Annotated in this window: 25 protein-coding genes, 6 tRNA genes and 3 rRNA genes; 25 read left to right on the top strand and 9 right to left on the bottom strand. The window is 56.8% G+C overall.

Going from position 1 to position 26,442, the window contains the following annotated elements; translation table 11 throughout:
* Nucleotides 1-7 precede the first annotated feature (7 nt).
* The 3 genes from trpD to RHM60_RS13585 all read left to right on the top strand — a co-directional run bounded on the left by trpD (nt 8) and on the right by RHM60_RS13585 (nt 2,725).
* Nucleotides 8-1,057, top strand: a complete 1,050-nt coding sequence (trpD, locus tag RHM60_RS13595; RefSeq protein WP_015373084.1) for an anthranilate phosphoribosyltransferase — start codon at nt 8-10, stop codon at nt 1,055-1,057.
* Entirely contained in the window at nt 1,054-1,890 is an 837-nt protein-coding gene (trpC, locus tag RHM60_RS13590) for an indole-3-glycerol phosphate synthase TrpC (protein ID WP_209985449.1), read from the top strand. The genes trpD and trpC overlap by 4 nt, the downstream gene beginning before the upstream one ends.
* A gap of 139 nt (nt 1,891-2,029) precedes the next feature.
* A complete protein-coding gene (locus RHM60_RS13585; RefSeq protein WP_322212052.1) occupies nt 2,030-2,725 on the top strand; it encodes a lipoate--protein ligase family protein in 696 nt (231 codons plus the stop codon).
* Here RHM60_RS13585 and crp read toward each other — a convergent pair.
* The gene (crp, locus tag RHM60_RS13580) at nt 2,722-3,366 is read right to left on the bottom strand and encodes a cAMP-activated global transcriptional regulator CRP (RefSeq protein WP_322212051.1); all 645 of its coding nucleotides are present in this window, start codon (nt 3,364-3,366) and stop codon (nt 2,722-2,724) included. The two genes, RHM60_RS13585 and crp, sit on opposite strands and share 4 nt — an antisense overlap.
* A gap of 215 nt (nt 3,367-3,581) precedes the next feature.
* Here crp and RHM60_RS13575 point away from each other — a divergent pair, with 215 nt between their 5' ends.
* Nucleotides 3,582-4,004 (top strand): OsmC family protein, encoded by a 423-nt coding sequence (locus RHM60_RS13575; protein ID WP_003210947.1) that lies wholly within the window; start codon nt 3,582-3,584, stop codon nt 4,002-4,004.
* A 28-nt stretch (nt 4,005-4,032) separates the two neighbouring features.
* Here RHM60_RS13575 and coq7 read toward each other — a convergent pair whose 3' ends face one another.
* The 6 genes from coq7 to hemJ all read right to left on the bottom strand — a co-directional run bounded on the left by coq7 (nt 4,033) and on the right by hemJ (nt 8,464).
* A complete protein-coding gene (gene coq7 / locus RHM60_RS13570) occupies nt 4,033-4,680 on the bottom strand; it encodes a 2-polyprenyl-3-methyl-6-methoxy-1,4-benzoquinone monooxygenase (RefSeq protein ID WP_322212050.1) in 648 nt (215 codons plus the stop codon).
* Nucleotides 4,681-4,799: 119 nt separating this feature from the next.
* Nucleotides 4,800-5,138: a histidine triad nucleotide-binding protein gene (locus RHM60_RS13565; RefSeq protein ID WP_057006693.1), complete on the bottom strand. Its 339-nt coding sequence runs from the start codon at nt 5,136-5,138 to the stop codon at nt 4,800-4,802.
* Nucleotides 5,139-5,183: 45 nt separating this feature from the next.
* Nucleotides 5,184-5,972 (bottom strand): SDR family NAD(P)-dependent oxidoreductase, encoded by a 789-nt coding sequence (locus RHM60_RS13560; RefSeq protein WP_231423613.1) that lies wholly within the window; start codon nt 5,970-5,972, stop codon nt 5,184-5,186.
* A gap of 63 nt (nt 5,973-6,035) precedes the next feature.
* Nucleotides 6,036-6,992: a DUF805 domain-containing protein gene (locus tag RHM60_RS13555; RefSeq protein WP_322212049.1), complete on the bottom strand. Its 957-nt coding sequence runs from the start codon at nt 6,990-6,992 to the stop codon at nt 6,036-6,038.
* Between the two features lie 68 nt (nt 6,993-7,060).
* Nucleotides 7,061-8,011 carry a nitronate monooxygenase family protein gene (locus RHM60_RS13550; protein WP_322212048.1) on the bottom strand — a complete coding sequence of 317 codons (951 nt, stop codon included), beginning with the start codon at nt 8,009-8,011 and terminating at the stop codon, nt 7,061-7,063.
* A gap of 24 nt (nt 8,012-8,035) precedes the next feature.
* Nucleotides 8,036-8,464, bottom strand: a complete 429-nt coding sequence (gene hemJ / locus RHM60_RS13545) for a protoporphyrinogen oxidase HemJ (RefSeq protein ID WP_003232547.1) — start codon at nt 8,462-8,464, stop codon at nt 8,036-8,038.
* A gap of 134 nt (nt 8,465-8,598) precedes the next feature.
* On the opposite strand from hemJ, the gene argC reads away from it, so the two are divergent.
* Nucleotides 8,599-9,633: an N-acetyl-gamma-glutamyl-phosphate reductase gene (gene argC, locus RHM60_RS13540; protein ID WP_209985429.1), complete on the top strand. Its 1,035-nt coding sequence runs from the start codon at nt 8,599-8,601 to the stop codon at nt 9,631-9,633.
* Between the two features lie 164 nt (nt 9,634-9,797).
* The gene (gene erpA / locus RHM60_RS13535) at nt 9,798-10,148 is read left to right on the top strand and encodes an iron-sulfur cluster insertion protein ErpA (protein ID WP_003176443.1); all 351 of its coding nucleotides are present in this window, start codon (nt 9,798-9,800) and stop codon (nt 10,146-10,148) included.
* A gap of 90 nt (nt 10,149-10,238) precedes the next feature.
* On the opposite strand, the gene RHM60_RS13530 is transcribed toward erpA, so the two are convergent.
* Nucleotides 10,239-11,330 carry an anhydro-N-acetylmuramic acid kinase gene (locus RHM60_RS13530; protein ID WP_322212046.1) on the bottom strand — a complete coding sequence of 364 codons (1,092 nt, stop codon included), beginning with the start codon at nt 11,328-11,330 and terminating at the stop codon, nt 10,239-10,241.
* A 3-nt stretch (nt 11,331-11,333) separates the two neighbouring features.
* Nucleotides 11,334-12,743, bottom strand: a complete 1,410-nt coding sequence (locus RHM60_RS13525) for a peptidoglycan DD-metalloendopeptidase family protein (protein WP_322212045.1) — start codon at nt 12,741-12,743, stop codon at nt 11,334-11,336.
* Nucleotides 12,744-12,952: 209 nt separating this feature from the next.
* Between RHM60_RS13525 and tyrS the strand changes: the two genes are divergently transcribed.
* The 19 genes from tyrS (at nt 12,953) to rplL (ending at nt 26,273) form a co-directional block, all read left to right on the top strand.
* Nucleotides 12,953-14,152 (top strand): tyrosine--tRNA ligase, encoded by a 1,200-nt coding sequence (gene tyrS, locus RHM60_RS13520; protein WP_322212044.1) that lies wholly within the window; start codon nt 12,953-12,955, stop codon nt 14,150-14,152.
* A 552-nt stretch (nt 14,153-14,704) separates the two neighbouring features.
* A 16S ribosomal RNA gene (locus RHM60_RS13515) occupies nt 14,705-16,241 on the top strand.
* Nucleotides 16,242-16,365: 124 nt separating this feature from the next.
* A tRNA-Ile gene (locus tag RHM60_RS13510) sits at nt 16,366-16,442 on the top strand.
* 10 nt (nt 16,443-16,452) lie between these two features.
* Nucleotides 16,453-16,528, top strand: a tRNA-Ala gene (locus tag RHM60_RS13505).
* A 237-nt stretch (nt 16,529-16,765) separates the two neighbouring features.
* Nucleotides 16,766-19,657 (top strand): 23S ribosomal RNA (locus tag RHM60_RS13500).
* Between the two features lie 172 nt (nt 19,658-19,829).
* Nucleotides 19,830-19,945, top strand: a 5S ribosomal RNA gene (rrf, locus tag RHM60_RS13495).
* The 16S, 23S and 5S rRNA genes sit together here with 2 tRNA genes alongside, the layout of an rRNA operon.
* A 165-nt stretch (nt 19,946-20,110) precedes the next feature.
* Nucleotides 20,111-21,070: a bifunctional biotin--[acetyl-CoA-carboxylase] ligase/biotin operon repressor BirA gene (gene birA, locus RHM60_RS13490; protein WP_322212043.1), complete on the top strand. Its 960-nt coding sequence runs from the start codon at nt 20,111-20,113 to the stop codon at nt 21,068-21,070.
* Nucleotides 21,060-21,809 (top strand): pantothenate kinase, encoded by a 750-nt coding sequence (locus tag RHM60_RS13485; protein ID WP_209985415.1) that lies wholly within the window; start codon nt 21,060-21,062, stop codon nt 21,807-21,809. Before birA ends, RHM60_RS13485 begins: the two co-directional genes overlap by 11 nt.
* Before the next feature lie 7 nt (nt 21,810-21,816).
* Nucleotides 21,817-22,263: a hypothetical protein gene (locus tag RHM60_RS13480; RefSeq protein WP_322212042.1), complete on the top strand. Its 447-nt coding sequence runs from the start codon at nt 21,817-21,819 to the stop codon at nt 22,261-22,263.
* Nucleotides 22,264-22,405: 142 nt separating this feature from the next.
* A tRNA-Tyr gene (locus tag RHM60_RS13475) sits at nt 22,406-22,490 on the top strand.
* Between the two features lie 24 nt (nt 22,491-22,514).
* Nucleotides 22,515-22,588, top strand: a tRNA-Gly gene (locus RHM60_RS13470).
* Between the two features lie 26 nt (nt 22,589-22,614).
* Nucleotides 22,615-22,690: transfer RNA gene (locus RHM60_RS13465), tRNA-Thr, on the top strand.
* Nucleotides 22,691-22,852: 162 nt separating this feature from the next.
* Nucleotides 22,853-22,928: transfer RNA gene (locus tag RHM60_RS13460), tRNA-Trp, on the top strand.
* 45 nt (nt 22,929-22,973) lie between these two features.
* Entirely contained in the window at nt 22,974-23,342 is a 369-nt protein-coding gene (gene secE / locus RHM60_RS13455) for a preprotein translocase subunit SecE (protein WP_003232399.1), read from the top strand.
* 9 nt (nt 23,343-23,351) lie between these two features.
* On the top strand, nt 23,352-23,885 hold the full coding sequence (gene nusG, locus RHM60_RS13450; protein ID WP_003232401.1) for a transcription termination/antitermination protein NusG: 534 nt from the start codon (nt 23,352-23,354) through the stop codon (nt 23,883-23,885).
* Between the two features lie 117 nt (nt 23,886-24,002).
* Nucleotides 24,003-24,434 (top strand): 50S ribosomal protein L11, encoded by a 432-nt coding sequence (gene rplK / locus RHM60_RS13445; protein WP_003176435.1) that lies wholly within the window; start codon nt 24,003-24,005, stop codon nt 24,432-24,434.
* Nucleotides 24,434-25,129, top strand: a complete 696-nt coding sequence (rplA, locus tag RHM60_RS13440) for a 50S ribosomal protein L1 (protein WP_003232403.1) — start codon at nt 24,434-24,436, stop codon at nt 25,127-25,129. Before rplK ends, rplA begins: the two co-directional genes overlap by 1 nt.
* A gap of 199 nt (nt 25,130-25,328) precedes the next feature.
* Nucleotides 25,329-25,829, top strand: coding sequence for a 50S ribosomal protein L10 (rplJ, locus tag RHM60_RS13435; RefSeq protein WP_003232405.1), 501 nt, complete (start codon nt 25,329-25,331; stop codon nt 25,827-25,829).
* A gap of 78 nt (nt 25,830-25,907) precedes the next feature.
* Nucleotides 25,908-26,273: a 50S ribosomal protein L7/L12 gene (gene rplL / locus RHM60_RS13430; protein ID WP_053138313.1), complete on the top strand. Its 366-nt coding sequence runs from the start codon at nt 25,908-25,910 to the stop codon at nt 26,271-26,273.
* Nucleotides 26,274-26,442: the final 169 nt, after the last annotated feature.

Here is a 26,442-nt window from a genome sequence, read left to right as displayed (position 1 = left end):
ATTTTTCATGGATATCAAGACTGCCCTGGGCCGTATCGTCGGCCACCTGGACCTGAGCACCGCGGAAATGAGCGATGTGATGCGCGAGATCATGACCGGTCAGTGCACCGACGCACAGATCGGTGCGTTCATGATGGCCATGCGCATGAAGAGCGAGAGCATCGACGAGATCGTCGGCGCTGTGTCGGTCATGCGCGAGCTGGCGGACAAGGTTGAACTCAAGACCCTCGACGGTGTGGTCGACGTGGTCGGCACTGGCGGCGATGGCGCGAATATCTTCAACGTGTCCACGGCGTCTTCATTTGTGGTTGCGGCGGCGGGCTGCACAGTGGCCAAGCACGGCAACCGTGCGGTGTCCGGCAAGAGCGGCAGTGCCGATCTGCTGGAAGCAGCGGGCATCTACCTGAACCTGACGCCGGTGCAAGTGGCACGCTGCATCGACAGCGTCGGCATCGGCTTCATGTTTGCCCAGTCCCATCACGGTGCGATGAAACACGCCGCCGGCCCGCGCAAGGATCTTGGCTTGCGCACCCTGTTCAACATGCTTGGCCCGCTTACGAATCCGGCCGGTGTGAAGCATCAGGTGGTGGGCGTGTTCAGCGAAGCCCTGTGCCGGCCGCTGGCCGAAGTGTTGCAACGCATGGGCAGCAAGCATGTGCTGGTGGTGCACTCCAAGGATGGCCTGGACGAATTCAGCCTGGCGGCGCCGACGTTTGTGGCGGAACTCAAGAACGACCAAATCACCGAATATTGGGTCGAACCTGAAGACCTCGGCATGAAGAGCCAGAGTCTGCATGGCCTGGCGGTGGAAAGCCCGGCCGCGTCCCTGGAGTTGATCCGCGATGCCCTGGGGCGCCGCAAGACCGAGAACGGTCAAAAAGCGGCCGAGATGATTGTTCTGAATGCTGGCGCGGCACTTTACGCCGCCGACCATGCCTATAGTCTTAAAGAGGGTGTCGCCTTGGCTCACGATGCACTTCACACCGGTCTGGCTCGCGAAAAACTCGAAGAGCTGGGAGCATTCACTGCGGTATTCAAGATGGAGAATGAAGGATGAGTGTGCCAACCGTTCTACAAAAAATTCTGGCCCGCAAGGCAGAAGAAGTCGCTGAGCGCCGCGCGCGCGTGAGCCTGGCCGAGCTGGAAGCGCAGGCGAAAGTCGCCGATGCCCCGCGCGGTTTTGCCAATGCCTTGATCGCCCAGGCCAAGCTCAAGCAGCCTGCGGTGATTGCCGAGGTGAAAAAGGCCTCGCCGAGCAAAGGCGTCATTCGTGAGCACTTCGTTCCGTCCGACATTGCCGCCAGTTACGAGAAGGGCGGGGCGACGTGCCTCTCCGTGCTGACCGACATCGACTACTTCCAGGGCTCCGACCTGTTCCTGCAGCAGGCGCGCGCGGCGTGCAAGCTGCCGGTGATCCGCAAGGATTTCATGGTTGACCCGTACCAGATCATCGAAGCCCGTGCCCTGGGCGCCGACTGTGTACTGCTGATCGTCTCGGCGCTGGATGACGTAAAGCTGGCCGAACTGGCGGCGGTGGCCAAGAGCGTCGGTCTGGACGTGTTGGTTGAAGTACACGACGGCGATGAGCTGGAGCGCGCATTGAAAACCGTCGACACGCGGTTGGTTGGCGTGAACAACCGTAACCTGCACACCTTCGAAGTCAGCCTGGAAACCACCCTCGACCTGCTGCCGCGCATTCCGCGTGACCGCCTGGTGATCACCGAGAGTGGCATCGCCAACCGTGCCGATGTGGAACTGATGGAAATCAATGGCGTGTATTCGTTCCTGGTGGGCGAGACGTTCATGCGCGCCGAGCACCCGGGGGCGGAGTTGCAACGTCTGTTCTTCCCGGAGCGTGGCGTGCCGGTCGGCGGCTCGACACTGGACTGATTGAAACACGGTCAACCTGTGGGAGGGGGCTTGCTCCCGATGGCATTCGTTCAGTTGATGCGTATTTCGACTGATACTTCGCTATCGGGAGCAAGCCCCCTCCCACATTGGGTGTGGGTGTATTCAGGGAGGTGGGCGCATGATTCAACCGATGGCGATGACTGTTGAGGCCGGCCTTGCCGCCGAGCAGGATTTGCTGGCAGCCGTTTGCGCAGGCGAGCAGGCATTCGGGTTGCTGTTCTGGCAGCCCACCGACCAGGCGCTGGTGATGCCGCGTCGCTTGAGCCGGTTGCCGGCGTTCGCGGCGGCGAGCGAGGTGTCGGCGCAGGCCGGTTGGCCGGTGCTGCTGCGCGAAACCGGCGGCGAGCCGGTGCCGCAGTCGGGCGCCACGGTGAATATCGCACTGGTCTACGCGCCACCCCGCAGCGAAGGAGACCAGGGGCGAATCGAAACCGGTTATCAGCGTTTGTGCCAGCCGATCTGCGACGTGCTGATCGAGCTGGGCGGTGATGCCAGTGTGGGTGAAGTCGATGGCGCCTTCTGCGACGGGCGTTACAACGTCAACCTCAACGGTCGCAAGATGGTTGGCACCGCCCAGCGCTGGCGGCAAAGCGGCGGTCGTCCGGTGGGATTGGTACACGGCGCGTTACTACTGGATGACGACCGCGAGGCATTGATTGCGGCAGTCAACCGTTTCAATCAAGCCTGTGGCCTGGAGCAGCGGGTGCGCGCCGACAGCCATATTGCCCTGCATGAAGCCTTTGCCGCGCCCGATGCCATCGGCCGGCTCGACACTTTGTACCGTCAGATGCTTGCCGGTTTCATGCCCGCTTAACGCGTGCCGAACACCACCATCGTCTTGCCTTTGACGTGCACCAGGTTGCGTTCTTCCAAGTCCTTGAGTACGCGACCGACCATTTCCCGTGAACAGCCGACAATGCGCCCGATCTCCTGGCGCGTCACTTTGATCTGCATGCCATCCGGGTGGGTCATGGCATCGGGTTGTTTGCACAACTCCAGCAGGCACCGGGCCACGCGGCCGGTGACGTCGAAGAATGCCAGGTCGCCGACTTTGCGCGTGGTGTCGCGCAGACGCTGGGCGATCTGACCGCTCAGGGCATACAGGATGTCGGGGTCCTGTTGGGACAGTTCACGAAACTTGGTGTAGCTGATCTCGGCGACTTCGCATTCGACCTTGGCGCGTACCCAGGCACTGCGTTCCTGTTCCTTTCCGGCTTGTTCGAACAGGCCCAGCTCGCCAAAGAAATCGCCGGTGTTGAGGTAGGCGATGATCATCTCGCGGCCGTCGTCGTCCTCGATCAGGATGGTGACCGAGCCCTTGATGATGAAAAACAGTGTTTCGGAGCGTTCGCCGGCGCAGATGATGTTGTGCTTGACCGGGTAGCGCCGGCGCTGGCAATGCATCAACAGCTTGTCGAGATTCTTGATCTTGGGTGTGGGAGTAAGGGCAACCATGGTTGTTTCCCGAAAGGCGACGCTAAGGAATTGAAGTTATGCTCTCCGACAGTGGCAATACGCCATCGAATTGGCGCCAGCTTACCAGACACATTCTGTCTCGATTAGCGAATTTATCGGGTAAACGCTTTTATTGATCGCGTTCGCGCCAAACGCTTCCGCTGCCGGGCCCTGTGCTAAGCTGGCGACCCTTTTTTAGCAGTGGAGTCTGGGCGATGAAGGCACGCATCCAATGGGCGGGCGAAGCCATGTTCCTCGGTGAGTCGGGCAGCGGCCATGTGGTGGTGATGGACGGTCCGCCGGAAGCGGGCGGCCGCAACCTCGGCGTGCGGCCGATGGAAATGCTGCTGCTGGGCGTGGGCGGCTGCAGCAATTTCGACGTGGTCAGTATCCTGAAAAAGTCCCGTCAGGCGGTAGAGAGCTGCGAGGCGTTTCTGGAGGCCGAGCGCGCCACGGAAGATCCCAAGGTGTTTACCAGGATTCACATGCATTTTGTGGTGAAGGGGCGGGCGCTGAAGGAGGCCCAGGTCAAGCGGGCCATCGAGCTGTCGGCTGAGAAGTATTGCTCGGCGTCGATCATGCTGGGTGCGGCCGGCGTGGCCATCACCCATGATTACGAGATTATCGAACTGGGTTGAGCGCCAGGAGCGAGCACGCTCGCTCCTGCTAGATACGGTAGGTGCTTTTGGTCATGACTTTGGCCAGCAGGCCCATGCCGAATCGTACCGGCGCCGGGAAGCGAAAACCGCCGGCATCCAACGCGCTGTCCGCGTGGAGGGCTTCATCAATGCGCATCTGTTCGAGGATTGCCCGGGATTTTTCGTCCTCTGCCGGCAATTGCTCGAGGTGCTCATCCAGATGCTTGCACACCTGATGCTCGGTGGCGGCGACGAAGCCCAGGCTCATCTTGTCGCTGATCAGGCCGGCGGCAGCGCCGATGCCGAATGACAAACCATAGAACAGCGGATTGAGCACGCTGGGATGACTGCCCAACTGGCGGATGCGTTGCTCGCACCAGGCCAGGTGGTCGACTTCTTCCTCGGCCGAATGCTCCATCGCGGCGCGCACCTGCGGCAGCTTGGCGGTCAGGGCCTGGCCCTGGTACAGCGCCTGGGCACACACTTCGCCGGTATGGTTGATGCGCATCAGGCCGGCGACATGGCGGGTCTCGGTCGCGCTCATCTGGGCATCGGGCTGCACGATGGCCGGCGAGGGGCGGTGAGGCTGGCCGCTGAAGGGCAATAGCGTGCGCATGGCGGTGTCGGCTTGCAGCAGCAGGCGGTCAATCGGCGAGTAGTGACGTTGGGTAGTCATGCAGACCTCCGGGAAAAATCTCAGCGGCCAGTCTACCGCAAGAGAGAGCGAAGCGTTTGCGTGCAGTCTGGGGCAGCGAGGTCGCGGCCAGCGGCCATGACCTCCCCAAACAGGCTGTTTCAGCCCGGCGGCCAGTTCATCTGGCGCTGACCCAGCACATGCATATGGATGTGATAAACGGTCTGGCCGCCCATCTCGTTGCAGTTCATGACCACCCGAAACCCTTCCTCACAGCCCAGTTCCAGCGCCAGGCGTTGAGCCGTGAACAGGATATGGCCAGCCAGCGCCTTGTCGTCCTCGGTCAGGTCGTTCAGGGTGCGGACGGGTTTTTTCGGAATCACCAGAAAATGTACCGGCGCCTGCGGTGCGATATCGTGGAAGGCCAGAACCTGGTCATCCTCGTAGATGATGTTGGCAGGTATTTCTCTGTTGATGATCTTGGTGAACAGAGTATCCACAGCTGTTTCTCCCTTATTGATGTGCGGGTGAGTGTACCCAGGCGGTCAGCGCAGGCAATAGGCCTTGTTGATTGCGCCGGCGATCTTGCGCGTCAGCCAGCGCGGGCTCAGACGCGGGCTGAACGTCAGCCAGCGATTGCGTCGCCCGGGAATGATGATGGCTTTGTTTTTTTCCAGGGCGCGCACGGTGTACAGCGCGACTTCTTCGGGGCTCATCAGTTGCTGGCTGCGGTCGAGCCTGGCGGTGTCCATTTGTGCGGTGCCGAAGAATGCGGTGCGCGTGGGGCCGGGGCACAACACGGACACTTTGATGCCGCAGGTTTTGAGTTCTTCGCGCAAGCCTTCGGAGAAGTGCAGCACATAGGCCTTGCTGGCGTAATAGCTGCTCATCCACGGGCCGGGCTGGAACGCCGCGACGGACGCCACATTCAGAATCTGCCCGCCGCCCTGCAGTGCCATGGCGTTGCCCAATGCGTGACACAGGCGGGTGAGGGCGAGGATGTTGACTTCGATCAGGTCCTGCTCGGTCATCCAGTCCTGGGCCAGGAACGGCCCGCTGGTGCCGATGCCGGCGCAATTGACCAGCAGGTCGATCTGCCGCTCGCCTTCTTCCAGCTCCAGCAAAAAGCCGGACAAGCGCAGTGGCTCGCCCAGATCGCAGGCTCGAAACAGCACTTCGACGCCAAAGCGTTGAGTCAATTCCAGTGCAATGCTTTCCAACTGATCACGCTGGCGGGCCACCAGAATCAAGCTGCGGCCACGCCGCGCCAGGGCTTCGGCCAGGGCCAGGCCGATGCCGCTGGAGGCACCGGTGATCAGAGCGTAACGGGTCATGCCTTTCTCCATCGCAACGCCGCCGGGCCTGTGACGGAGGCGTCACAAGCGGCGGGCGTTTCTTTACTGTTCCGGAGAGTCTACAGGTTCGCCTGCATCGTCAGCACTTTGCGCGTCTTCATCCTCCATGATGACGCTCTGGTCGCCGGCTTCATCGGTGGTGATCGAACTGCTTTCATAGTTGCTGTCCATGTTGGCCTCGAGCTGATCCAGGTAGCCGTTCATGCCCAAGGTCACCACGATAGCCAGCATCACCGGAATGAACGCCAGCCACAGGGTCGCGAGGACTTTGACCGCGGTGGAGTTGCGCGGAGGCGGTGCGCCATATTGGTTGGCGCCTGCGTTACCTGGCAGTACCAGCATCAGCAGCGGGAACACGCTGTTGACCAGCGGCACCAGGTTGAGCAGGTACAGCCAGCCGGACCAGCCCAGGTCGTGCAGGCGCTGCACACCGATCTGCACGCTGACCACGACCAGTGCGACAAACAGGGCGAAACCGAGCACGCCGCCGAGAATAATGGCCGCTGTCGGCGAGGCGGTTGCCACGGCGAAACTGGCGGTGCTGATGATGCCGCCGGCCACCAGCATGGCGAGGGTCAGCACCAACGTCCAGGCCAGGTAGCGCAGACGCCCGATGCGGCCATTGATGGTGAACACTTTCAGGTCGGCGAATTCCGGCAGGTCATCACCGACAGCGGCGCGTGGTGGCGCATAGGGTGAAGCGCCAGGACGGGAGAAATCTGCAGAGCCGGTTTCGTGGGTTTCAGCCAGGCTGAAAGCAACGGGTTGCTCGGCCTCGATGCGGGCATCGATCCCGGCGTTCTTCAGGGCGGTGAGGTAGGTCTCGGCATCGGCACGCGACAGGTCGCGTTTGAGCGCAACCGGGCGGCCGGTGAAGAGCTTCTCGATCGCAGCCACATCGCTCTTGAACAACTCGGCCAGATTCAGCTTGGCAGTGGTGCTTTCGACACCCGGGAGCAGGGCTCCGTCAAACACAATCTTGAAACGGTTGTCGCTCATGCGGGCATCCTTGTCAGTTGTAAGGGAAGGTGGGCCGGCCTGCTTTATCGGCGGGCCCGGCGAGTGTATCAGCGTGGCCAGCGCAACTGTGCGGCCTGCTCGCGCGCCGTGCGGTATTCGGCATCCAGGCGCGCAACGAGTTCATCGACGCCGGGCAGATCATTGATCTCGCCGACACCCTGGCCGGCGGACCATACGGTCTTCCAAGCCTTGGCCTCGTCGCTCAACGGCTTGAGCGTGGAGCCGCCTTTGCCTTGCAGGGCCGTGAGGTCGAAGCCGGCGTTTTCCAGGCTCTGGCGCATGAAGCTTGCGGGCACACCGGAAACAGCCGGAGTGTGCACGATGTCGGCGGCGTGTGATGTGAGCAGCATCTCTTTATAGGCATCCGGAGCATGGCTTTCGGTGGTGCCGATAAAGCGTGTGCCGAAGTAGGCCAGGTCTGCGCCCAGCATTTGCGCGGCGAGCACTTCGTGCCCATGGTTGAGGCAGCCGGCCAGCAGCAGGGTTTTGTCGAAGAACTGACGAATTTCGGCAATCAGCGCGAAAGGACTCCAGGTGCCGGCATGGCCTCCGGCGCCTGCGGCCACGGCGATCAAACCGTCGACACCTGCTTCGGCGGCCTTTTCGGCATGGCGCCGGGTGGTGACGTCGTGGAACACCAGGCCGCCGTAGCTGTGCACGGCGTCCACGAGCTCCTTTACCGCACCGAGGCTGGTGATGACGATGGGGACCTTGTGTTCGACGCAGATCGCGAGGTCGGCCTGCAGCCGTGGGTTGCTGTTGTGCACGATCAGGTTCACGGCGTACGGCGCAGGGTTATCGAACTGCGCCAGGCCCGCTTCTATTTCCTCCAGCCAGGCCTTGAAGCCGCTGCTTTCACGCTGGTTGAGCGCCGGGAAACTGCCGACCACCCCGTTGCGACAACACGCCAGTACCAGTTGCGGGTTGGAGATCAGGAACATCGGCGCTACCACCAGGGGCAGGTGCAGACGCTGTTCGAGCAAGGCGGGCAGTGACATTGGCGCAACTCCGAGTGATTGAAGTTAGAACGGTTTGACCACGACCAGAATTACGATGGCCAGCAACATCAGCACAGGCACTTCGTTGAACCAGCGATAAAACACGTGGCTGCGAGTGTTTTCACCACGAGCGAAGCGTTTTACCTGCGCGCCGCACATATGGTGATAGCCGATAAGCAGCACTACCAGGGTCAGCTTGGCGTGGATCCAGCCGCCGGATTGAAAGATGCCCGGGTTGAGGACGATCAGCCAGATGCCAAAGACCAGGGAGGCGATCATCGCCGGCCCCATGATGCCGCGGTACAACTTGCGCTCCATGACGCTGAAGCGTTCCTTGCTGACGGTGTCCTCGCTTTGAGCGTGGTAGACGAACAGGCGCGGCAGGTAGAACAGCCCGGCAAACCAGCAGACGATGCTGATGATGTGGAAGGCTTTGATCCATAGATAGAGCATTTCTAGTTATTCCCAGGTTCACGGTAGGGAAGATAGTAGTGGCTGATGCGCCCATACGTCACGTTGACGGTTGTCGCAGGGCGATACGACCCCTATTATCGACGGCTTTCCAGTGGTTCGTTGAGGGCAGGGTTATGGTCAAGGTCGGTATCGTCGGCGGCACGGGTTACACCGGTGTCGAATTGCTGCGTCTGTTGGCTCAGCATCCGCAGGCTGAGGTGGTGGTCATCACCTCTCGATCCGAGGCCGGCCTGGCCGTGGCCGATATGTACCCTAACCTGCGCGGCCATTACGACGGCCTGGCGTTCAGCGTACCGGACGTCAAGACTCTGGGCGCCTGTGACGTGGTGTTTTTTGCCACCCCTCACGGGGTTGCCCATGCGTTGGCCGGCGAACTGCTGGCTGCCGGTACCAGGGTCATCGACCTCTCCGCCGACTTCCGCCTGCAGGACGCCGATGAATGGGCCAAGTGGTATGGCCAGCCGCACGGCGCGCCGCAGTTGCTGGAGGAGGCGGTGTATGGCCTGCCGGAAGTCAATCGTGAGCAGATCAAGCAAGCCCGCTTGATTGCGGTGCCAGGTTGCTACCCGACCGCAACCCAACTGGGCTTTCTGCCGTTGCTGGAGGCCGGGCTGGCCGACGCTTCGCGCCTGATCGCAGACTGCAAGTCGGGAGTGAGCGGCGCCGGTCGTGGAGCGGCGGTAGGTTCGCTGTACTCCGAGACCGCAGAAAGCATGAAGGCTTATGCCGTTAAAGGGCATCGTCATTTGCCGGAAATCCGCCAGGGCCTCTGCCGGGCAGCGGGCAAGGACGTGGGCCTGACCTTTGTGCCGCACCTCGCGCCGATGATTCGCGGTATTCATTCCACGCTGTACGCAACCGTGGTTGATCGCTCGGTCGATCTGCAGGCACTGTTTGAAAAGCGCTATGCCAATGAGCCGTTCGTCGATGTCATGCCGGCTGGCAGTCATCCGGAAACCCGCAGTGTGCGCGGTGCCAATGTGTGCCGGATTGCGGTACACCGTCCGCAGGATGGCGACCTGGTGGTGGTGCTGTCGGTGATCGACAATCTGGTCAAGGGGGCGTCGGGCCAGGCGGTGCAGAACATGAACATCCTGTTTGGTCTGGATGAGAAGCTGGGTCTTTCCCACGCGGGCATGTTGCCTTAAGGCTTTGCTGTAGATACACAAAAGGCCCGCTAATCGGGCCTTTTGTGTTTTTATGAGCGCGTTGCCGATTGATATACCGTAACAATAGTTGACCGCTTTTCTAGGAGAAGCGGATAATGCCGGTCATTACGCATATGACGGCGTTACGCCGGGAGATTATCAGCATGAGCGTTGAATCCTTCACCCCCACGGCTTTGCAATTTACCCACGGTGCTGCGCACAAGGTGAAGAGCCTGGTCGATGAAGAGGGTAATGATCGCTTGAAGCTGCGCGTATTTGTTACGGGCGGCGGTTGTTCAGGGTTTCAGTATGGTTTTACCTTCGATGAAGATGTGGCCGACGATGACACCATCGTCGAGCGCGAGGGCGTGAGCCTGGTCGTGGACCCGATGAGTTTCCAGTACCTGGCAGGTGCCGAAGTGGATTATCAGGAAGGTCTGGAAGGTTCGCGTTTCGTGATCAAGAACCCTAACGCGACCACGACCTGTGGTTGCGGTTCTTCGTTTTCGATCTGATCGATAACCGAGTCTGCATCGCGTACAAAAACGCCGCTTGGCTTTGATCGGCCAAGCGGCGTTTTGCTGTCTGTCGGTTTTGCGGAGCAGTCAGGCGGGGTAGATTGCGCCCAATACTCGCAACCCACGGGCGCCGGTGACGCTCGGGCGATTGGCGGCGATGCCCTCCAGGCAGCAGTGGGCCAGCCAGGCGAACGCCATGGCCTCCACCCAGTCCGGGTCGACGCCATAGGCGGCGGTGCTGCTGACCTGGGTGGCGGGAAGCAGGGCGGCCAGGCGCTTCATCAGCGTGGCGTTATGGGCGCCGCCGCCGCAGATCAGCAGGGTTTCGGTCTGATGTTGAGCTGCCTGCAGGGACTCGACAATGGTCAGAGCGGTCAGCTCCAGCAAAGTCGCCTGCACATCCTCGGGCTGGAAGGCGGGCAGCCGTGCCAGGTGTTGTTGCAACCATGGCAGGTTGAATACTTCTCGACCGGTACTTTTCGGGCCTTGGGTCAGGAAGAACGGATCGCTGAGCAGCGCGCTGAGTAGCGCTGGCTCTACCTTGCCACTGGCTGCCCATTGGCCGTCACGGTCAAAGTGCTCGCCTTGTTGCTGGTGGATCCACGCATCCAGCAGCACGTTGCCCGGTCCGCAGTCGAAACCTGCTACAGGTTTGCCCGTCTCGATCAGGCTGAGGTTGCTGAAGCCTCCCACATTCAACACCGCCCGGTTGCCGGTTCGTTCGCCAAACAGCGCTTCGTGGAACGCGGGTACGAGGGGCGCGCCCTGACCACCGGCGGCCACGTCACGGCTGCGGAAGTCGCTGACCACGGTGATGCCGGTGAGCTCGGTCAGCAGCGCCGGGTTGCCTATCTGTACGGTGAAGCCCCGTGCGGGTTCGTGACGAATGGTCTGGCCGTGGCTGCCAATCGCGCGAATATCCTGCGGCTTGAGGTTTTGCTGATCCAGCAATGCGTGGATGCCCTGAGCGGCAAGCTCCACCCAGTGCCGTTGGGCGATGGCCGAGCGGGCAATTTCGTCCGCGCCACTGGCGCACAGGCTGAGCAACTCGGCGCGCAGGGTGTCCGGCATAGGGATGTAATGGGTGGCGATCAGGTTGATCGCCGAGTCCTGTTCGATCAGCGCGACGTCCAGGCCATCGAGGCTGGTCCCGGACATCACACCTATATAGCGCGGCATACCTTAACGCTTCGCCGAGGCGAGCAAGGTGGTGCGTTCCTGATCCATGCGCGCCATCAGTGGCTGGCTCTGCTGCATGAAGCGCGCTCGCTCGGCCTTGGCGATCGGGTCGGCCATCGGCAGCTTCTGGCCCAATGGATCGACGTGCACGCCGTTGACCTGGAATTCATAGTGCAAGTGCGGGCCGGTGGACAGGCCGGTAGTCCCTATGTAGCCAATCACCTGGCCCTGTTTGACCGAGCCGCCGGTCTTGACGCCTTTGGCGAAGCCTTGCATGTGGCCGTACAGGGTGCGGTAGGTGTTGCCGTGCTGGATGATCACGGTGTTGCCGTAGCCGCCACGACGCCCTGCCAGCAAGACCTTGCCGTCACCTGCCGCTTTGATGGGCGTGCCGCGGGGGGCCGCATAGTCGACACCTTTGTGCGCGCGAATCTTGTTCAGGATGGGATGCTTGCGACCCATCGAGAAGCGCGAGCTGATACGAGCGAAGTCCACCGGTGTGCGGATGAACGCCTTGCGCATACTGTTGCCATCGGCGGTGTAGTAGCTGCTGATGCCCTGTTTGTTGGTGTAGCGCACGGCGGTGTAGGTTTTACCGCGGTTGGTAAAGCGTGCGGAGAGAATGTTGCCGGTGCCCACCACTTTGCCATTGGCGACTTTCTGCTCGTAGATCACGTCGAATTCGTCACCCTGGCGGATGTCCTGGGCGAAGTCGATGTCGTAGCCGAACACGCTGGCCATGTCCATCGTCATGCTGTGGGACAGGCCCGCGCGTGCCGCTGACTGCGATAGAGAGCTGTTGATCACGCCGTGCACGTAGGCAGAGCGCATCACTGGTTTGGTGGTAACTCGATTGAATGCAAAACCTTTGGCGCCTTTGCTCAGGCTGATGCTTTCCAGGTCGCTGAGAGCGGTGTGCAGGTTGTTCAATTGGCCGTCTGGAGTCAGTTCGAACTCAAGCTTCTGACCGCGCTTGAGTTGGGTGAATTGCTTGGCCTGTTTGTCTGTGGCCAATACCTCACCAACGGTGGCGGAAGGAAGGCCGACCTTTTCGAACAGAGTGGAAAGCGTGTCGCCTTTGGCCACGATCACTTCGCGGTGTAGCGGGTTCTTGATGCTGTCTGCCGCAGGCTTTGCCTCGGCCTGCCGGGTATCTTCCGGGGTGTTTTCTATCTGGGCAAATGGCGATTCTGTCGGAACGTTTGTGGCTTGTTGCGCGTCGGAAGCGTCTTGATCTTGTGTCAGTTGATCAGCGGGACTTTCCAGCTCAAGGCTCAGGGAGGTTCGTTTGGCTTCTACGTCACTGGAAGGGAATACCAGGAGTGCCAGGCTAAGAAGGGCGGCGATACCACTTGCGGCGAGCAGGTGGGTCTTCGGGTAAAGCGGTGGCGCTTTAGACGGTTCAGTGGTCATAGGTAATTTTGACTTTGAAGATGAAATGGAAAAGATGAATGACATGATGAAGATGAAATAACTGTATAAAATATAACCAAATCATCTGTGGCGCAAGCTCGCGAACGCTGGGCTTGCTGAACGGTGTCCGTGCGCAGGGCAAAACTTGTAATTAGTCCCTGATCTTGTATGGTTGGTTCCCTTTTGAATCTGAGCCTTGCGGGTCTGTTATGAAGTCGGTTGAAGAGCAGCTAGCGCTGATAAAACGTGGTGCGGAAGAACTGTTGGTCGAGGCCGAGCTGATCGAAAAGCTCAAGCGTGGCCAACCCCTGCGTATCAAGGCTGGCTTTGATCCCACGGCGCCGGATCTGCACCTGGGTCATACCGTGCTTATTAACAAGCTGCGTCAGTTTCAGGAGCTGGGGCATCAGGTCATCTTCCTTATAGGTGACTTCACCGGGATGATCGGGGATCCGAGTGGCAAGAGCGCCACGCGCCCTCCGCTGACTCGCGAGCAGGTGCTCGATAATGCTGAGACCTACAAGACTCAGGTGTTCAAGATTCTTGATCCGGCCAGGACCGAAGTTGCGTTCAACTCCACCTGGATGGATCAGATGGGGCCAGCGGACTTCATTCGCTTGACGTCCCAGTACACAGTGGCGCGCATGCTTGAACGCGATGATTTCGACAAGCGTTACTCCACCAATCAGCCTATTGCCATTCATGAGTTCCTTTACCCGTTGGTTCAAGGGTATGACTCGGTAGCGTTGCGCGCGGATGTTGAGCTGGGGGGCACCGATCAGAAGTTCAATCTGCTGATGGGGCGCGAGTTGCAGCGCGCGTATGGGCAGGAGGCTCAGTGCATTCTGACCATGCCGTTGCTGGAGGGGTTGGATGGTGTCAAGAAGATGTCCAAGTCCTTGGGTAACTATGTGGGTATTCAGGAAGCGCCAGGGGTGATGTATGGCAAGCTGGTGTCGATCCCGGATGCGCTGATGTGGCGCTACTTTGAGCTGTTGAGCTTCCGTTCCATGGATGAGATCAATGGGCTGCGGGCTGAAGTCGAGGCGGGCGCCAATCCACGGGATGTGAAGATCAAGCTGGCGGAGGAAATCGTTGCGCGGTTCCATGGTGAGGAGGCTGCGGCCAATGCTCATCGTGCGGCAGGTAACCGCATGAAGGATGGCGAGCTGCCGGATGACCTGCCGGAGATCGAGTTGACTGCTGCAGAGGCGATGCCCGTGGCGGCTGTCCTTAATAAGGCAGGTTTGGTGAAGAACTCTGCGGTTGCGCGTGATCTGCTGGGGTCCGGTGGTGTGCGTATAGACGGTGAGATTGTTGATCGCACCTTTATGTATGAGCTGGGCGCTACTCACGTTTGCCAGGCTGGAAAGAAGGCATTTGCGCGTATTACGCTCAAAGCCGAATAAACCTGAAATTAAGTGTTGACGGCGAATTATATCTGTCTATAATTCGCCCCACTTCCGGCGCAGTCGAAACGGAAAACTCCTTGGTAAACAAGTAGTTATGCAAGATTCGACAGCGAATTGCTTCAGTTCATCGAAGTCCAGAAGAAGTTGATAGTGCGGTGTTGTTTGGCGCTATTAACGTTTCGATCTTCTCGGTCGAAAGCGGAGAAAAAGAGGTGTTGACAGCAGCGTGTAACGCTGTAGAATTCGCCTCCCGCTGACGAGAGATCGGAAGCGCAAGTGGTTGAAGTTGTTGAAGAATTCTTCGAAAGCTTCTGAAAATAATCACTTGACAGCAAATGAGGCTGCTGTAGAATGCGCGCCTCGGTTGAGACGAAAGATCTTAACCAACCGCTCTTTAACAACTGAATCAAGCAATTCGTGTGGGTGCTTGTGGAGTCAGACTGATAGTCAACAAGATTATCAGCATCACAAGTTACTCCGCGAGAAATCAAAGAATAACCAACGATTGCTGAGCCAAGTTTAGGGTTTCTTAAAAACCCAAAGATGTTTGAACTGAAGAGTTTGATCATGGCTCAGATTGAACGCTGGCGGCAGGCCTAACACATGCAAGTCGAGCGGTAGAGAGAAGCTTGCTTCTCTTGAGAGCGGCGGACGGGTGAGTAATGCCTAGGAATCTGCCTGGTAGTGGGGGATAACGTTCGGAAACGGACGCTAATACCGCATACGTCCTACGGGAGAAAGCAGGGGACCTTCGGGCCTTGCGCTATCAGATGAGCCTAGGTCGGATTAGCTAGTTGGTGGGGTAATGGCTCACCAAGGCGACGATCCGTAACTGGTCTGAGAGGATGATCAGTCACACTGGAACTGAGACACGGTCCAGACTCCTACGGGAGGCAGCAGTGGGGAATATTGGACAATGGGCGAAAGCCTGATCCAGCCATGCCGCGTGTGTGAAGAAGGTCTTCGGATTGTAAAGCACTTTAAGTTGGGAGGAAGGGCAGTTACCTAATACGTGATTGTTTTGACGTTACCGACAGAATAAGCACCGGCTAACTCTGTGCCAGCAGCCGCGGTAATACAGAGGGTGCAAGCGTTAATCGGAATTACTGGGCGTAAAGCGCGCGTAGGTGGTTTGTTAAGTTGGATGTGAAATCCCCGGGCTCAACCTGGGAACTGCATTCAAAACTGACTGACTAGAGTATGGTAGAGGGTGGTGGAATTTCCTGTGTAGCGGTGAAATGCGTAGATATAGGAAGGAACACCAGTGGCGAAGGCGACCACCTGGACTAATACTGACACTGAGGTGCGAAAGCGTGGGGAGCAAACAGGATTAGATACCCTGGTAGTCCACGCCGTAAACGATGTCAACTAGCCGTTGGAAGCCTTGAGCTTTTAGTGGCGCAGCTAACGCATTAAGTTGACCGCCTGGGGAGTACGGCCGCAAGGTTAAAACTCAAATGAATTGACGGGGGCCCGCACAAGCGGTGGAGCATGTGGTTTAATTCGAAGCAACGCGAAGAACCTTACCAGGCCTTGACATCCAATGAACTTTCTAGAGATAGATTGGTGCCTTCGGGAACATTGAGACAGGTGCTGCATGGCTGTCGTCAGCTCGTGTCGTGAGATGTTGGGTTAAGTCCCGTAACGAGCGCAACCCTTGTCCTTAGTTACCAGCACGTAATGGTGGGCACTCTAAGGAGACTGCCGGTGACAAACCGGAGGAAGGTGGGGATGACGTCAAGTCATCATGGCCCTTACGGCCTGGGCTACACACGTGCTACAATGGTCGGTACAGAGGGTTGCCAAGCCGCGAGGTGGAGCTAATCCCACAAAACCGATCGTAGTCCGGATCGCAGTCTGCAACTCGACTGCGTGAAGTCGGAATCGCTAGTAATCGCGAATCAGAATGTCGCGGTGAATACGTTCCCGGGCCTTGTACACACCGCCCGTCACACCATGGGAGTGGGTTGCACCAGAAGTAGCTAGTCTAACCTTCGGGAGGACGGTTACCACGGTGTGATTCATGACTGGGGTGAAGTCGTAACAAGGTAGCCGTAGGGGAACCTGCGGCTGGATCACCTCCTTAATCGACGACATCAGCTGCTCCATAAGTTCCCACACGAATTGCTTGATTCATTGAAGAAGACGATAGAAGCAGCTTTAAGCTCCAAGCTGATAGCTCTTAGCTAATCAGTTACGCGCTCGAAATTGGGTCTGTAGCTCAGTTGGTTAGAGCGCACCCCTGATAAGGGTGAGGTCGGCAGTTCGAATCTGCCCAGACCCACCAATTTTGTTATGGGGCCATAGCTCAGCTGGGAGAGCGCCTGCCTTGCACGCAGGAGGTCAACGGTTCGATCCCGTTTGGCTCCACCATTAACTGCTTCTGCTGTTAGAGCTTAGAAATGAATATTCTGAAGTGAATATTGATTTCTAGTCTTTGATTAGATCGTTCTTTAAAAATTTGGGTATGTGATAGAAAGATAGACTGAACGTTACTTTCACTGGTAACGGATCAGGCTAAGGTAAAATTTGTGAGTTCTCTTAATCGAGAAATTCGAATTTTCGGCGAATGTTGTCTTCACAGTATAACCAGATTGCTTGGGGTTATATGGTCAAGTGAAGAAGCGCATACGGTGGATGCCTTGGCAGTCAGAGGCGATGAAAGACGTGGTAGCCTGCGAAAAGCTTCGGGGAGTCGGCAAACAGACTTTGATCCGGAGATGTCTGAATGGGGGAACCCAGCCATCATAAGATGGTTATCTTACGCTGAATACATAGGCGTAAGAGGCGAACCAGGGGAACTGAAACATCTAAGTACCCTGAGGAAAAGAAATCAACCGAGATTCCCTTAGTAGTGGCGAGCGAACGGGGACTAGCCCTTAAGTGGCTTTGAGATTAGCGGAACGCTCTGGAAAGTGCGGCCATAGTGGGTGATAGCCCTGTACGCGAAAATCTCTTGGTCATGAAATCGAGTAGGACGGAGCACGAGAAACTTTGTCTGAATATGGGGGGACCATCCTCCAAGGCTAAATACTACTGACTGACCGATAGTGAACTAGTACCGTGAGGGAAAGGCGAAAAGAACCCCGGAGAGGGGAGTGAAATAGATCCTGAAACCGTATGCGTACAAGCAGTGGGAGCCCACTTTGTTGGGTGACTGCGTACCTTTTGTATAATGGGTCAGCGACTTATTTTCAGTGGCGAGCTTAACCGAATAGGGGAGGCGTAGCGAAAGCGAGTCTTAATAGGGCGTCTAGTCGCTGGGAATAGACCCGAAACCGGGCGATCTATCCATGGGCAGGTTGAAGGTTGGGTAACACTAACTGGAGGACCGAACCGACTACCGTTGAAAAGTTAGCGGATGACCTGTGGATCGGAGTGAAAGGCTAATCAAGCTCGGAGATAGCTGGTTCTCCTCGAAAGCTATTTAGGTAGCGCCTCATGTATCACTGTAGGGGGTAGAGCACTGTTTCGGCTAGGGGGTCATCCCGACTTACCAAACCGATGCAAACTCCGAATACCTACAAGTGCCGAGCATGGGAGACACACGGCGGGTGCTAACGTCCGTCGTGAAAAGGGAAACAACCCAGACCGTCAGCTAAGGTCCCAAAGTTATGGTTAAGTGGGAAACGATGTGGGAAGGCTTAGACAGCTAGGAGGTTGGCTTAGAAGCAGCCACCCTTTAAAGAAAGCGTAATAGCTCACTAGTCGAGTCGGCCTGCGCGGAAGATGTAACGGGGCTCAAACCATACACCGAAGCTACGGGTATCACGTAAGTGATGCGGTAGAGGAGCGTTCTGTAAGCCTGTGAAGGTGAGTTGAGAAGCTTGCTGGAGGTATCAGAAGTGCGAATGCTGACATGAGTAACGACAATGGGTGTGAAAAACACCCACGCCGAAAGACCAAGGTTTCCTGCGCAACGTTAATCGACGCAGGGTTAGTCGGTCCCTAAGGCGAGGCTGAAAAGCGTAGTCGATGGAAAACAGGTTAATATTCCTGTACTTCTGGTTATTGCGATGGAGGGACGGAGAAGGCTAGGCCAGCTTGGCGTTGGTTGTCCAAGTTTAAGGTGGTAGGCTGAGATCTTAGGTAAATCCGGGATCTTAAGGCCGAGAGCTGATGACGAGTGTTCTTTTAGAACACGAAGTGGTTGATGCCATGCTTCCAAGAAAAGCTTCTAAGCTTCAGGTAACCAGGAACCGTACCCCAAACCGACACAGGTGGTTGGGTAGAGAATACCAAGGCGCTTGAGAGAACTCGGGTGAAGGAACTAGGCAAAATGGCACCGTAACTTCGGGAGAAGGTGCGCCGGTGAGGGTGAAGGACTTGCTCCGTAAGCTCATGCCGGTCGAAGATACCAGGCCGCTGCGACTGTTTATTAAAAACACAGCACTCTGCAAACACGAAAGTGGACGTATAGGGTGTGACGCCTGCCCGGTGCCGGAAGGTTAATTGATGGGGTTAGCTAACGCGAAGCTCTTGATCGAAGCCCCGGTAAACGGCGGCCGTAACTATAACGGTCCTAAGGTAGCGAAATTCCTTGTCGGGTAAGTTCCGACCTGCACGAATGGCGTAACGATGGCGGCGCTGTCTCCACCCGAGACTCAGTGAAATTGAAATCGCTGTGAAGATGCAGTGTATCCGCGGCTAGACGGAAAGACCCCGTGAACCTTTACTATAGCTTTGCACTGGACTTTGAATTTGCTTGTGTAGGATAGGTGGGAGGCTTTGAAGCGTGGACGCCAGTCTGCGTGGAGCCAACCTTGAAATACCACCCTGGCAACTTTGAGGTTCTAACTCAGGTCCGTTATCCGGATCGAGGACAGTGTATGGTGGGTAGTTTGACTGGGGCGGTCTCCTCCTAAAGAGTAACGGAGGAGTACGAAGGTGCGCTCAGACCGGTCGGAAATCGGTCGTAGAGTATAAAGGCAAAAGCGCGCTTGACTGCGAGACAGACACGTCGAGCAGGTACGAAAGTAGGTCTTAGTGATCCGGTGGTTCTGTATGGAAGGGCCATCGCTCAACGGATAAAAGGTACTCCGGGGATAACAGGCTGATACCGCCCAAGAGTTCATATCGACGGCGGTGTTTGGCACCTCGATGTCGGCTCATCACATCCTGGGGCTGAAGCCGGTCCCAAGGGTATGGCTGTTCGCCATTTAAAGTGGTACGCGAGCTGGGTTTAGAACGTCGTGAGACAGTTCGGTCCCTATCTGCCGTGGACGTTTGAGATTTGAGAGGGGCTGCTCCTAGTACGAGAGGACCGGAGTGGACGAACCTCTGGTGTTCCGGTTGTCACGCCAGTGGCATTGCCGGGTAGCTATGTTCGGAATAGATAACCGCTGAAAGCATCTAAGCGGGAAACTAGCCTCAAGATGAGATCTCACTGGAACCTTGAGTTCCCTGAAGGGCCGTCGAAGACTACGACGTTGATAGGTTGGGTGTGTAAGCGCTGTGAGGCGTTGAGCTAACCAATACTAATTGCCCGTGAGGCTTGACCATATAACACCCAAGCAATTTGACTACTCCTGACTTGGAAACAAGTAGAAGCATCAGATTGCGGTGTGTGAAGACGAGATGAACCGAAAGTTCGACGCTCACAAAACACCGACAGCTGTCACATACCCAATTTGCTGAAGCGAGGCCATCTGGCCGCGACTCAGTACCCGAATTTCTTGACGACCATAGAGCATTGGAACCACCTGATCCCATCCCGAACTCAGTAGTGAAACGATGCATCGCCGATGGTAGTGTGGGGTTTCCCCATGTGAGAGTAGGTCATCGTCAAGATTAAATTCCGAAACCCCATTTGCGAAAGCAGATGGGGTTTTGTTTTGGGCGGTTGGAAAGTCTAATGATGCCTCTGCTGCCATTCTCAGTGCCAGTGTTCGGCCTTTCTATGCAATGACTCTGCGCATGGCTATCATGCGTGCCTCTTTGTGAGGCGATACTTGCATGCTGACGTTGTTGAAACTTCTAAAAGATGGTCGATTCCACTCGGGAGAATCGCTTGGCGCTGCCTTGGGGATTAGTCGCAGTGCTGTCTGGAAGCAGCTGCAGAATCTTGAGGCGGAGCTGAATTTACCCATCCATAAGGTCCGCGGCCGCGGATATCAGTTGGCCTCGCCGCTGGTGTTCCTGAATGCTGAAGAGATCGTGCTGAATACGGCTCCTCTGTCATGGGCAGTTCAGGTTTTCGATTCAATCGACTCTACCAACGCCGAGGCCCTTCGCCTTGTCAATGCGGGTATGGAACCTCCATTTATCGTGCTGTCGGAGCAGCAGACAGCGGGTAGAGGCAGGCGCGGCCGCAAGTGGGTGAGCCCATTTGCGCAGAACATCTATTACAGCCTCGTGTTGCGCATCGAAGGTGGGTTGCGGCAACTGGAGGGGTTGAGCCTGGTTGTCGGGTTAGCTGTAATGCATGCCTTGCGAGAATCGGGGGTGCAAGGTGCTGCCCTGAAATGGCCGAACGACGTTCTAGTCGGGCAGAAGAAAATTGCCGGTATCTTGCTGGAGTTGGTGGGCGATCCCGCTGACATCTGTCACGTTGTCTTGGGCATTGGTATCAATGTCAACATGCAGAAGGCCGACGATGTTGATCAGGAATGGACATCGGTGCAATTGCAGACGGGTGTTGCCATTAATCGTAATCACTTGGCCGCGCAACTGAGTCGTCATCTAAACAGCTACCTCGAGCGACACAGGGCCTCCGGCTTTTCGGAGCTTCAGGAGGAGTGGGAGCTGAATCACCTGTGGCAAGGTAAGGCGGTGTCTCTTATTGCCGGTATCAACCACATAGATGGTGTTGTTTTGGGAGTGGATCGTCAGGGTGCTTTGCGTCTGGATGTTGATGGTGTCGAAAAAATATACAGTGGCGGTGAGTTAAGCCTGAGGTTGCGTGATGATTCTTGAGCTCGACTGTGGGAATAGCTTTATCAAGTGGCGCGTGATCAGTTCGGGTAGCGCGAGTGCCTGTGCGGAGGGCATTGTAAGCTCAGATAGCGCACTGATTGACAGTCTGTTGGCCCTTCCGGGCCTGCTCCTTACGCGCTGCCGGCTTGTGAGCGTCCGCGCGTTAGAGGAAACCAACAAGTTGGTCGCGACGTTGGAGGAGGCATTTGGAGTTGTTGTGTGCTGTGCGGCTTCCTCCAGGGAGATGGCCGGGGTGCGCAATGGCTACGAAGATTACGAGCGTCTTGGGCTTGATCGCTGGCTGGCGGTGCTTGGCGGATATAGGCTGGCTACGGGCGCATGCCTTGTACTCGATTTCGGAACCGCCGCAACTGCAGATTTCGTTACGGCCGATGGCGAGCACTTGGGCGGATTCATTTGTCCTGGCATGCCGCTGATGCGCAACCAGTTACGCACCCATACCCGCAAGATACGTTACGACGATGCGGCGGCCGAAAAAGCCCTTGAATGTCTTCATCCTGGTCGAACAACCGTCGAGGCTGTCGAGCGCGGGTGTACTCTGATGCTCCGAGGGTTTGTGCTGACCCAGCTTGAGCTGGCCCGTCACTATTGGGGGGATGACTTTACGGTCTTCCTGACGGGTGGGGATGCGAATCTGGTGGCTGACGCGGTTCCACAAGCCCGGTTGGTTCCTGACCTTGTATTCGTCGGGTTGGCAATGGCATGCCCTTTATCTTGAGGTGATTATGCGTTGGCTGTTTTTGCTTTTGCTCGTTCTCAACATTTTTTATTACATATGGCATCAGCAAGAGGCGCCGCTGCGTGCCAAGGACGTCACTCCGCTGAGTTTGTATCGGGGCACACAGCAGGACATTCGCCTTTTGAGCGAGTCGGCTGATGCTACTGCGCGCGCGGATAGAGCAAAACTGCCAGAAGTGCAAAATACATGTATGTACATCGGTGGTTTCACTGACAAGCGTCAGGCACAGGCCCTTGAGCAGCGACTGATCAGTCTGGATATAAAGGTCAGGATTCAACTGCTAAGTACGACTGATGCTTCGGGTTACTGGCTTAGAATCGCCCCCGAAAGTCGGCGCCTGGCTAACGATCTACCCTTTGAAAACCTTGCTAAGGAATTCAACGAGTTAAAACATAAAATAATGCTGTGCGAAGGCATTGCAACTCGCGAATAGTTTGCATAGAATGGCGCCCGCTTCGCAGTGAAGAGCTTTTAAGAGCTTCAGTGCGAAACACGTCAACGCAGCTAACCTCATATTTTTAAATGAGAAAATGCTTGACAGAAGGCCGGCCTAATGTAAAATGCCGGCTCGCTTAGGAGGGGTTCCCGAGCGGCCAAAGGGATCAGACTGTAAATCTGACGTCTACGACTTCGAAGGTTCGAATCCTTCCCCCTCCACCATTTTTAGCGTGAGCTGCAAGCTCCGCGGGTATAGTTTAGTGGTAGAACCTCAGCCTTCCAAGCTGATGATGCGGGTTCGATTCCCGCTACCCGCTCCAGATTTGCAGGTTGTGCAAGGTGTTTTGCTCTTGTAGCTCAGTTGGTAGAGCACACCCTTGGTAAGGGTGAGGTCAGCGGTTCAAATCCGCTCAAGAGCTCCATATAACAAGGCAGATATGAAAATATCTGCCTTTGTTTTAACGGCTGCCTCGGCTTGGTTGTGTTGCTTCTGGCTTTAAAGGCTGGGTGGATTCAAGTCTCGTGGGGTTGGTTGTTGTAAAGTCTTTTTCAGGCCTGCATAATGGTCGGCCTGATTTTGTTTTAGGTCAGTAGCTCAATTGGCAGAGCGACGGTCTCCAAAACCGTAGGTTGGGGGTTCGATTCCCTCCTGACCTGCCAGATTCACGTAATGTGTCTGGCTTTCTTTTCACAGGATCTTCATAGATGACTCCTAAGGCTGAAGCTCAAAGCTCTCGTTTCGATCTGGTCAAGTGGCTTGTTGTTGTCGCTTTGGTGGTCGTAGGCGTTGTTGGCAATCAGTACTATTCTGCTTCGCCGATCCTGTACCGCGTACTCGCTTTGCTCGCCCTGGCTGCTGTAGCTGCATTTGTCGGTCTGCAGACCGCAAAGGGTAAGTCTTTCGCAGTATTGGTGAAGGAAGCTCGCACAGAAATTCGTAAAGTCGTTTGGCCGACTCGCCAAGAAACCACGCAGACCACATTGATTGTCGTGGCTGTTGTTCTGGTTATGGCGTTGCTGTTGTGGGGGCTTGATTCCCTGCTCGGTTGGCTTGTTTCCTTGATTGTTGGCTAAGGGTGTCCCGTGGCTAAGCGTTGGTACGTTGTGCATGCTTATTCGGGTTACGAGAAGCATGTGATGCGCTCTTTGCTGGAGCGCGTAAAGCTCGCAGGCATGGAAGATGGCTTTGGCGAAATTCTCGTTCCCACTGAAGAAGTGGTTGAAATGCGGAATGGTCAGAAGCGCAAGAGTGAGCGCAAGTTCTTCCCTGGCTACGTGCTGGTTCAGATGGACATGAATGAAGGTACTTGGCACTTGGTCAAGGACACTCCTCGTGTGATGGGCTTCATTGGCGGTACTGCTGATAAGCCTGCTCCGATCACCGACAAAGAGGCGGAAGCGATTCTGCGTCGTGTTGCTGATGGCAGCGACAAGCCCAAGCCGAAGACCTTGTTCGAACCGGGTGAGGTTGTTCGTGTCACAGATGGTCCGTTCGCTGATTTCAACGGTACTGTCGAAGAAGTTAACTACGAAAAGAGTCGTGTCCAGGTGGCAGTGCTCATTTTCGGTCGCTCCACTCCAGTGGAGTTGGAGTTCAGCCAGGTCGAAAAGGTCTAGCTGGCAAAGCATCCCAACCCCGCAGTCTTAGGCTGTGGGGTTTTGTCGTCACTGGGATAAACGCGCAAGTAACCGGGGAGCCTTTCGAGGCGTTCGAACCCGTAATTGGAGTGCCTCATGGCCAAGAAGATTACCGCTTACATCAAGCTGCAAGTGAAGGCCGCTCAGGCCAACCCTAGTCCACCCGTCGGCCCAGCTCTGGGTCAGCACGGCGTGAACATCATGGAATTCTGCAAGGCTTTCAACGCCCGTACTCAGGGTCTTGAGCCAGGTCTGCCGACTCCAGTGATCATTACTGTATACAGCGACCGTAGCTTCACTTTCGAAACCAAGTCGACCCCGGCTTCGGTTCTGTTGAAGAAAGCTGCTGGTCTGACTAGCGGTTCCGCTCGTCCTAACACCGTTAAGGTTGGCACTGTTACCCGTGCTCAGCTGGAAGAAATCGCGAAAACCAAAAACGCGGATCTGACTGCAGCTGATATGGATGCAGCCGTGCGTACCATCGCCGGTTCTGCTCGTAGCATGGGCCTTAACGTGGAGGGTGTGTAATGGCTAAGCTGACCAAGCGCCAAAAGGCTATCGCCGGCAAAATCGAAGCAGGCAAGGCCTACAACTTTGTAGACGCTGCTGCCCTGCTGACCGAGCTGTCGACTGTCAAGTTCAGCGAGTCGGTTGACGTTGCTGTAAACCTGGGTGTTGACCCGCGTAAATCCGACCAGGTCGTTCGTAGCGCTACTGTGCTGCCACACGGTACTGGCAAGACTGTACGTGTAGCTGTCTTCACCCAAGGCCCGGCAGCTGAAGCTGCTCTGGCCGCCGGCGCAGATCGCGTTGGCATGGACGACCTGGCTGCCGAAATGAAAGGCGGCGACCTGAACTACGACGTAGTTATTGCTTCCCCGGATGCAATGCGCGTTGTAGGTCAGTTGGGTCAGATCCTGGGTCCGCGCGGCCTGATGCCTAACCCTAAAGTCGGCACCGTAACTCCAGACGTAGCCACCGCTGTTAAAAACGCCAAGGCTGGTCAGGTTCGTTATCGCACCGACAAAAACGGCATCATTCACACCTCCGTTGGCAAAGTCGGCTTTGACGCCGTCAAGCTGAAGGAAAACGTTGAAGCGCTGATCGCTGATCTCAAGCGTATCAAGCCAGCTTCCTCGAAAGGCATCTACGTCAAGCGCGTTACCCTGAGCACCACTATGGGCCCAGGTCTGGTCATCGACCAAGGCTCGCTGGACGTATAAGACACAGGTTGGCGCAAGTGATTGCGCCAATTGAAAGATTGGGGTCCCTGCCTGGCGGGGGCTATCCAAGACCGTAGGCGACGCAAGTCTTAAACCAACAAGCCTACGCAGATGGTGCTCCCGGTTCCTTACCGAATCAGACACCAAAACGACATCCGGCTCCGGCCAGATGAAACGGTAACAAGCAGGAGTTAAACCCGTGGCAATTAATCTCGAAGACAAGAAGGCCATCGTCGCTGAAGTCAACGAGGCTGCCAAAGCTGCTCTGTCCGCTGTCGTGGCTGATGCCCGTGGTGTGACAGTAGGCGCTATGACCGGACTCCGTAAAGAGGCTCGTGAAGCTGGCGTATACGTACGTGTTGTACGTAACACCCTGCTCAAGCGCGCCGTTGCTGACACTGAATACAGTGTTCTCAACGACGTGTTCACCGGCCCGACTCTGATCGCGTTCTCCAAGGACCATCCAGGCGCTGCTGCCCGTTTGTTCAAGGAATTCGCCAAGAGTCAGGATAAGTTCGAGATCAAGGCAGCTGCGTTCGAGGGCAAGTTCCTCGCAGCTAACCAAATCGACGTACTGGCAACACTGCCGACCCGCGACGAAGCCATTTCGCAGCTGATGAGCGTGATTCAAGGCGCTACCAGCAAGCTGGCTCGTACCCTGGCTGCAGTTCGCGAGCAAAAAGAAGCTGCCGCAGCCTAAGGCTGAGTCACTTCTCTCGCGTATTTTTGTTTATTTCGATGGCCGCGTAGGCCGTCCCCCAATTCAGGAAATACAGCAATGTCTATCTCCCAAGACGATATCCTCAACGCCGTAGCTGAAATGTCGGTTCTGCAGGTTGTTGAGCTGATCAAAGCTTTCGAAGAAAAATTCGGCGTTTCCGCTGCCGCTGCTTCCGCCGGTCCAGCTGCTGCTGCTGCCGTTGTTGAAGAGCAAACCGAATTCAACGTCATGCTGCTGGAAGCTGGCGAGAAGAAAGTAAACGTGATCAAGGCAGTACGTGAACTGACCGGTCTGGGCCTGAAAGAAGCCAAGGCTGTAGTTGACGGCGCTCCTGCCATGGTTCTGGAAGCAGTGACCAAAGATGCCGGCGACAAAGCCAAGGCAACTCTGGAAGAAGCAGGCGCTAAAGTCGAGCTGAAGTAAGCATCGACCTTGCGTCTCCAGCCCAAGCGTCAAGCTTAAGGCTGATGGCTGGTGGCTCTTGCCACCGGCCTTTTTCCGTTCTTGGCTGTCGACTCGGTCGCCGCCATTAACGCGCTGTAGCCACCCGAAGCGGTGGTGCAAACCATGGGGTTTGCAAGATTTTCTGGCT

Source organism: Pseudomonas sp. MH9.3 (assembly GCF_034354675.1).
GTDB lineage: Bacteria > Pseudomonadota > Gammaproteobacteria > Pseudomonadales > Pseudomonadaceae > Aquipseudomonas.
The sequence above is the reverse complement of the archived record's forward strand: the minus strand, read 5'-3'. Positions and strand labels throughout refer to the sequence as shown.

Bases quoted from the DNA above. Each gene is read 5' to 3' on its own strand.
- trpD (WP_015373084.1), top strand. From the start codon at position 8: ATGGATATCAAGACTGCCCTGGGCCGTATCGTCGGCCACCTGGACCTG.
- trpC (WP_209985449.1), top strand. From the start codon at position 1,054: ATGAGTGTGCCAACCGTTCTACAAAAAATTCTGGCCCGCAAGGCAGAA.
- RHM60_RS13585 (WP_322212052.1), top strand. From the start codon at position 2,030: ATGATTCAACCGATGGCGATGACTGTTGAGGCCGGCCTTGCCGCCGAG.
- crp (WP_322212051.1), bottom strand. From the start codon at position 3,366: ATGGTTGCCCTTACTCCCACACCCAAGATCAAGAATCTCGACAAGCTG.
- RHM60_RS13575 (WP_003210947.1), top strand. From the start codon at position 3,582: ATGAAGGCACGCATCCAATGGGCGGGCGAAGCCATGTTCCTCGGTGAG.
- coq7 (WP_322212050.1), bottom strand. From the start codon at position 4,680: ATGACTACCCAACGTCACTACTCGCCGATTGACCGCCTGCTGCTGCAA.
- RHM60_RS13560 (WP_231423613.1), bottom strand. From the start codon at position 5,972: ATGACCCGTTACGCTCTGATCACCGGTGCCTCCAGCGGCATCGGCCTG.
- RHM60_RS13555 (WP_322212049.1), bottom strand. From the start codon at position 6,992: ATGAGCGACAACCGTTTCAAGATTGTGTTTGACGGAGCCCTGCTCCCG.
- RHM60_RS13550 (WP_322212048.1), bottom strand. From the start codon at position 8,011: ATGTCACTGCCCGCCTTGCTCGAACAGCGTCTGCACCTGCCCCTGGTG.
- hemJ (WP_003232547.1), bottom strand. From the start codon at position 8,464: ATGCTCTATCTATGGATCAAAGCCTTCCACATCATCAGCATCGTCTGC.
- argC (WP_209985429.1), top strand. From the start codon at position 8,599: ATGGTCAAGGTCGGTATCGTCGGCGGCACGGGTTACACCGGTGTCGAA.
- erpA (WP_003176443.1), top strand. From the start codon at position 9,798: ATGAGCGTTGAATCCTTCACCCCCACGGCTTTGCAATTTACCCACGGT.
- RHM60_RS13530 (WP_322212046.1), bottom strand. From the start codon at position 11,330: ATGCCGCGCTATATAGGTGTGATGTCCGGGACCAGCCTCGATGGCCTG.
- RHM60_RS13525 (WP_322212045.1), bottom strand. From the start codon at position 12,743: ATGACCACTGAACCGTCTAAAGCGCCACCGCTTTACCCGAAGACCCAC.
- tyrS (WP_322212044.1), top strand. From the start codon at position 12,953: ATGAAGTCGGTTGAAGAGCAGCTAGCGCTGATAAAACGTGGTGCGGAA.
- birA (WP_322212043.1), top strand. From the start codon at position 20,111: ATGCTGACGTTGTTGAAACTTCTAAAAGATGGTCGATTCCACTCGGGA.
- RHM60_RS13485 (WP_209985415.1), top strand. From the start codon at position 21,060: ATGATTCTTGAGCTCGACTGTGGGAATAGCTTTATCAAGTGGCGCGTG.
- RHM60_RS13480 (WP_322212042.1), top strand. From the start codon at position 21,817: ATGCGTTGGCTGTTTTTGCTTTTGCTCGTTCTCAACATTTTTTATTAC.
- secE (WP_003232399.1), top strand. From the start codon at position 22,974: ATGACTCCTAAGGCTGAAGCTCAAAGCTCTCGTTTCGATCTGGTCAAG.
- rplK (WP_003176435.1), top strand. From the start codon at position 24,003: ATGGCCAAGAAGATTACCGCTTACATCAAGCTGCAAGTGAAGGCCGCT.
- rplA (WP_003232403.1), top strand. From the start codon at position 24,434: ATGGCTAAGCTGACCAAGCGCCAAAAGGCTATCGCCGGCAAAATCGAA.
- rplL (WP_053138313.1), top strand. From the start codon at position 25,908: ATGTCTATCTCCCAAGACGATATCCTCAACGCCGTAGCTGAAATGTCG.